We start from the raw sequence: 5,027 nt of genomic DNA, 5'->3' as shown, positions 1-5,027 counted from the left end.
TGATGTTGAATATCAACTACGGGCATAACAGGGAATTGATGAAGAAGTGCAGGCGTCTGGAGGAATACGCCATATTCGTGGATACCATCCGGAAGAATCAGGCGAAAGGACAAGATCTGCAGGAAGCAGTGGAAACGGCGGTGGAAAGCTGTATTGCCGGCGGGGTCCTGGCGGATATCCTGAGAGCGCAGAAAGCAGAGGTGGTACAGATGGTACTGGAAGGATTTGATCAGGAAGCATACGAGAAAGCCATGAAAAAAGAGGGTTATGAGGACGGATATCAAGAGGGAAAAGAAGACGGGAAAAGGGAAGAATTGGAGCGGGGAATCTGTGGATTGGTCCATTCTTTGATGGAATTCGATATTCCCAGGGAGCGGATTTTGCACAAACTTCAGGACATCTATCAGATTACGGAAGAAGAAGCCATGGGTTATATAAAAAAATACTGGTAAATGAGAGACCGGGAGTAAAGGGGGAGTATGAGGAAATGCAGCTTCGGGAATATATTCCGTCTGATGTTGATCAGCTGGCAGAATTGTTCCATCAGACGGTTCACAGTGTCAATGGGAAAGACTACTCCACAGAGCAATTGCATGCATGGGCAAACGGGAAAGTGGATCTGCAGGAGTGGAACCGTTCGTTTCTGGAACATTACACTATTGTGGCGGTTGAAAATGACAGGATCGTAGGATTTGGGGATATCGACCGATCCGGCTATTTAGACCGGCTGTATGTGCATAAAGACCACCAGAGAAAGGGGATTGCCTCGGCGATCTGTGACAAACTGGAGCAGCAGGCCGGAAAGCAGGTCATTACAACCCATGCGTCTATTACAGCCAGACCCTTTTTTGAACGCCGGGGCTACCGGGTGATCAGGCGGCAAAAAGTTGTCAGATGCGGAATAGAGTTGACAAATTATGTGATGGAGAAATAAACGGTCCTGGTTGCTATATTCTTCCTGAATGCGAGATCATGTTCTACAAAAATCATGGTTGGAGAGAATTCTTCTATCAGTTTCTCGATCTGCATGCGGGAGTAAATGTCGATATAGTTCAGCGGTTCATCCCAGACATACAGGTGCGCCTGCTCGCAAAGGCTTCTGGCGATCAGCACTTTTTTCTTCTGACCCGCTGAAAAATCCTCCATTTTCTTTTCAAACTGTATGCGTGAAAAATCCATTTTCCGCAAGATCGCCTTAAATAAACTTTCGTCTATCTGGCTGGTTTTTGCAAACTCTGATAGAGAACCGTTCAGCATGGAAGTATCCTGCGGAACATAGGACAGGATTACTCCAGAACCGATTGTGATCGTGCCGCGATGATCGGTCTGCTGACCGGTCAGAAGTTTTAGAAGGCTTGTTTTTCCGGAACCGTTTTTCCCGTCCAGAGCAATGCGCTCCCCCTGTTTCACGGAAAATGAAATTGGCCGGCAGACATCTTTGCCGTCAAAAACCGGCACAACATCCGAGAAAGTCACTAAGGTATCTGCATGGTAGAGCAGCGGGGCGATCTTCAGATCTTCTGCGGTCTCCAGATTTTTGAGAAGGTGGGACTTTTCCTCAATTGCACGTTGCTGCCGTATCTGGACAGACTTTGAGCGCTTCATCATTTTGGCGGACTTGTGGCCGATATACCCGCGGTCAACCGGGCCGTTTCCATATTTGGAAGCCTCCATCCGGTCTGACCAGGCGGACGTTCTCTGAGCGGACTTTTGCATAGTAGCAATGCTTTTCTTTAGTTTTTTATTTTGCGCGAGTTCAAATCCCTGCTGGCGCTGGAAGTTGGTGAACCAGGTGGAAAAGTTCCCTCTTTGCACTTCTATGTCTGACCGGTTGATGGACAGGATATGGTCAACACAGCCATCTAAAAAACAACGGTCATGGGAGACCAGGATGAAGCCCTTTTTTCGTTTCAGGTATGCGGAAACGGTTTCCCTGGCTTTCATATCTAAATGGTTTGTCGGCTCATCGATCAGTAAAAAGTGGCCACTATTCAGAAACAGTGCGGCAAGCAGCACTTTGGTCTGCTCTCCGTTGGACAGTGTAAAAAATGGCCTCCAAAGTGCATCTTCACGGACTTCCAGATAGGACAGTTCTCTCAAAAGTTCCCATTCTTCCGCCAGCGGGCACACTTCCGAGAGAATGTCCGTGGTGAGTCTGTCCTTGTTGCTGACAGGATATGGGAAATAGTCAAATTGTACAGAAGCCTGTATTTTTCCTTGGTATTCGTATTTTCCAAGCAGGAGATTCAGGAAAGTGGTTTTCCCTCTGCCATTTCTTCCAATAAACCCAAGTCTCCAATCGGTATCGATCTGAAAACTGACATTTTCAAAAATATTGTCATAGCTGGATGGATAGGCAAAAGTAAGGTTTTCCACCCGGATCATCGACATATTGCATTCCTCCTTCGCTGTATGGATAAAGAAATTAAAAAAGAGTTGCAAGAAAGTCATTTTCTGCAACTCGTCATAGCATAACAGTATCACCTGTATCAAGAGTGATAGAATTACAATATATCGAGAAAATAGATGGTTCACTTTCTTGCAAATGGACGCAATAGCACTGTAAAACACAGCATCCATGTATCATTCAATTATTTGCAAGAAAAGTTAATCATCTTTTCACCCCTATCTTACTGTTTATGTGTGTCAGTGTAGCACAAAGATGGTGGCAAGTCAAGAATGACGGGTTGTACCGCGAATTACTTACGAGGATAATATTTTTGGGTTATTTCTTAAGAGGTATAAAATTTATACTGTGGTATGTATTTTGACGATGAAAAATAGTACGTTGTCATGTGGGAAAAGAAATGACAGGGTGGCATTGGAATGGTATAATAGACGAAATGATCAACAAAAGACATAAGAGGCCGGGGAGGTATGACAATGACACGAGAAGAATATATGGCAAGATTGAATTCCGAGGACGACTGGGCGCCTGGCTGGGATGCGGTTGAGGAGGAATTTGCCCGGTTATATCCAGGAAAAGAGCCTGCCCATTATGGCACGGAGATCCACGCAAGAGCCATGTTTGGAGGGGATAATTATCTTGACGGTTATTCGCTTTACGATTCCGGAAAAGGCTACCAGCATATTGTTACATACGGAATGAGTGAGCTTTATATGAATGAAGAGGCCTTTGGCGGGGAATACAGCAGGTGGGGCTATGAGATGACTATAAAGCTGAAGGAAAATAGGCCCGAGGATTGTCTCTGGGCTCTGGATATGCTGTCCAATCTTGCCCGGTATACCTATACGACCGAGCGGTTCTTTGAAGCCGGGGAGTGCGTGCCCGGAAACGGTACGTCCCTTCATATGGGGACGGATTCCCTGATCACTGCGCTTGTTACGGTAAATGATACTTCTGCCCAGACACTGGACACGGTCCACGGAAGAGTGGAGTTTATCCAGTTTGTGGGAATAACAGAGGCGGAACTTGATAAGATACGGGAAGGTTCTGATAATCTTATGCTTTTGATTGAGAAAATGAGAGAAGATAATCCAGAATTGATTACTGATATGCGAAGAACAAGATCCTATTTGTAAAGCGGGAATTGAATGAAGATTACAGGAACAAGATCTTATATACAGATTGAAGAGGAAAATGGAAATATCGCCAGATTTGACGGAGAAGCCTGCCTGGGAGAATTTTATGCATATGCCAGTCCTATCCGGTGGATCCGCCACAGGGGTGAGGCGACCGATGGGGACCGGATCGATCTGATCTACCGGGCGACCAGATATGGGAAGGAGACCGACACCAGAGTTCTTTTTTTCGACGTTGATGGCAGCGTGATGTTTGAGACAGAGTTGGGGTTGAAAACAGAAGTATGTTTTTTCAAAGGCCAACTCCTTTTCCCGGTGGTGGTTGTTTTATCTTTGCTTTTCTCCGCGCTGCTGATCGCGGCACTGAATGTGGTAAATCCGGGGTTTTATCTTGCGTTTTGTGTGGGCTTCCTTATATTTGCCAGTCCGTTTCTCATCTGGATGCTGCGGATCTGCAGGTTCCGGCTCGTAGCAGAGGGTTGCGACGTTACGTTTACTCCTTCCTTTGGAAGAAGAGATCGCTTCCCTGTGAGTGCGATCACCCGGGTCGTCCGCAGCACCAGGAAAGACTGCGGATGTGAGGAAGTGAAAAAGATCTGGATTTATACTGATAGCAGGCGGATTACCATAACCCGGGAAATGGAAGGGATCGACGACATGGACGCCTATCTTCTGCGGCATGTGGATGCAGAAGACATCATCACCAGACGGCGCTAAACTGCAGGTAAACTACCAGTCGGGGAAAGGAAACCGGCAGTCGGTTGAGTTCCGCAGGCAGGGAATGTTAACATGCAGTCATCAAAGCAAAGGAGTGAACACATATGAGACAACAGACATTTGGAACGATGATCGCAGCGCTTCGAAAGGAACAGGGAATGACCCAGCTTGATCTTGCGGAGAAAATGGGAGTTACGGACAAGGCAGTGTCAAAATGGGAGCGGGATCTGTCCTTCCCTGATATAAACAGCCTTCCCAAGCTGGCGGAGATTTTTCATGTCTCTGTAGATGAACTGATGCAGGTGAAAACGGATACAAAGGAAAATGGAGAAGAGAAGCATAAAACTGCTGAGATCGTGGATCTTGTATTAAAGGGCGTCGCCCTTGCGATGGGAGTTGCGGTTGTGGTTCTTTCCATCCTTAATGAGATGGAAAGTGACAGTGCCGTCCGCATGCTTGGAATTGGGCTGGCCTGTCTGGCGGTCGCGCAGCTGGCGCAGAAGAAAGATGGCAGGGAATAGATTTGTCTATTCTGCCATCTTGTTTTTTAAGAACTTATCCACTATAATGAACAAACAATCAATGGGAGGGTTCTTCTTCCCGCAAAGGCCGGATCTTCCGGCCGTCCATTTTTATCCGGCGGTTTCCGCCATTTATTTCCAGACCTTTTTTGAGCTCACTTAAAGGTTGCAACGGTTTGTTTTGTTTTCTATAATGAAAGGAGAAAATCAATGATGCAACAATTTCATACTCAGGAATATCCTGCT

The 5,027-nt window shown here is 46.3% G+C and carries 6 protein-coding genes and 1 pseudogene; 5 read left to right on the top strand and 2 right to left on the bottom strand.

Annotated elements, in window-relative coordinates; translation table 11 throughout:
• A pseudogene (locus H6A13_RS12540) lies at positions 1-452 on the top strand (hypothetical protein); the annotation flags it as partial.
• A 35-nt stretch (positions 453-487) separates the two neighbouring features.
• Positions 488-934 carry a GNAT family N-acetyltransferase gene (locus tag H6A13_RS12535; RefSeq protein ID WP_204909883.1) on the top strand — a complete coding sequence of 149 codons (447 nt, stop codon included), beginning with the start codon at positions 488-490 and terminating at the stop codon, positions 932-934.
• Here the strand turns inward: H6A13_RS12535 and abc-f are convergent.
• The gene (gene abc-f / locus H6A13_RS12530) at positions 916-2,391 is read right to left on the bottom strand and encodes a ribosomal protection-like ABC-F family protein (RefSeq protein ID WP_204909882.1); all 1,476 of its coding nucleotides are present in this window, start codon (positions 2,389-2,391) and stop codon (positions 916-918) included. The two genes, H6A13_RS12535 and abc-f, sit on opposite strands and share 19 nt — an antisense overlap.
• Positions 2,392-2,883: 492 nt before the next feature.
• On the opposite strand from abc-f, the gene H6A13_RS12525 reads away from it, so the two are divergent.
• The 3 genes from H6A13_RS12525 to H6A13_RS12515 all read left to right on the top strand — a co-directional run bounded on the left by H6A13_RS12525 (position 2,884) and on the right by H6A13_RS12515 (position 4,781).
• A complete protein-coding gene (locus H6A13_RS12525) occupies positions 2,884-3,543 on the top strand; it encodes a suppressor of fused domain protein (protein ID WP_204909881.1) in 660 nt (219 codons plus the stop codon).
• Between the two features lie 12 nt (positions 3,544-3,555).
• Complete coding sequence (locus H6A13_RS12520; RefSeq protein ID WP_204909880.1) at positions 3,556-4,260, top strand: hypothetical protein; 705 nt, start codon at positions 3,556-3,558, stop codon at positions 4,258-4,260.
• Between the two features lie 104 nt (positions 4,261-4,364).
• Positions 4,365-4,781: a helix-turn-helix domain-containing protein gene (locus tag H6A13_RS12515; protein ID WP_204909879.1), complete on the top strand. Its 417-nt coding sequence runs from the start codon at positions 4,365-4,367 to the stop codon at positions 4,779-4,781.
• Between the two features lie 58 nt (positions 4,782-4,839).
• Here the strand turns inward: H6A13_RS12515 and H6A13_RS12510 are convergent.
• Positions 4,840-5,027: hypothetical protein (locus H6A13_RS12510; protein ID WP_204909878.1), on the bottom strand; the 188-nt coding region annotated here is incomplete at its 5' end.

Origin of the sequence: Mordavella massiliensis, assembly GCF_016902415.1 — a bacterium.
GTDB lineage: Bacteria > Bacillota > Clostridia > Lachnospirales > Lachnospiraceae > Merdimonas > Merdimonas faecigallinarum.
Note: the sequence above shows the minus strand (reverse complement) of the source record. Positions and strands in the feature narration are given on the sequence as shown.

What these genes read in the sequence shown, in the direction of transcription:
- H6A13_RS12525 (WP_204909881.1), top strand. Translation starts at nt 2,884, where the DNA reads ATGACACGAGAAGAATATATGGCAAGATTGAATTCCGAGGACGACTGG.
- H6A13_RS12515 (WP_204909879.1), top strand. Translation starts at nt 4,365, where the DNA reads ATGAGACAACAGACATTTGGAACGATGATCGCAGCGCTTCGAAAGGAA.
- H6A13_RS12520 (WP_204909880.1), top strand. Translation starts at nt 3,556, where the DNA reads ATGAAGATTACAGGAACAAGATCTTATATACAGATTGAAGAGGAAAAT.
- H6A13_RS12535 (WP_204909883.1), top strand. Translation starts at nt 488, where the DNA reads ATGCAGCTTCGGGAATATATTCCGTCTGATGTTGATCAGCTGGCAGAA.
- abc-f (WP_204909882.1), bottom strand. Translation starts at nt 2,391, where the DNA reads ATGTCGATGATCCGGGTGGAAAACCTTACTTTTGCCTATCCATCCAGC.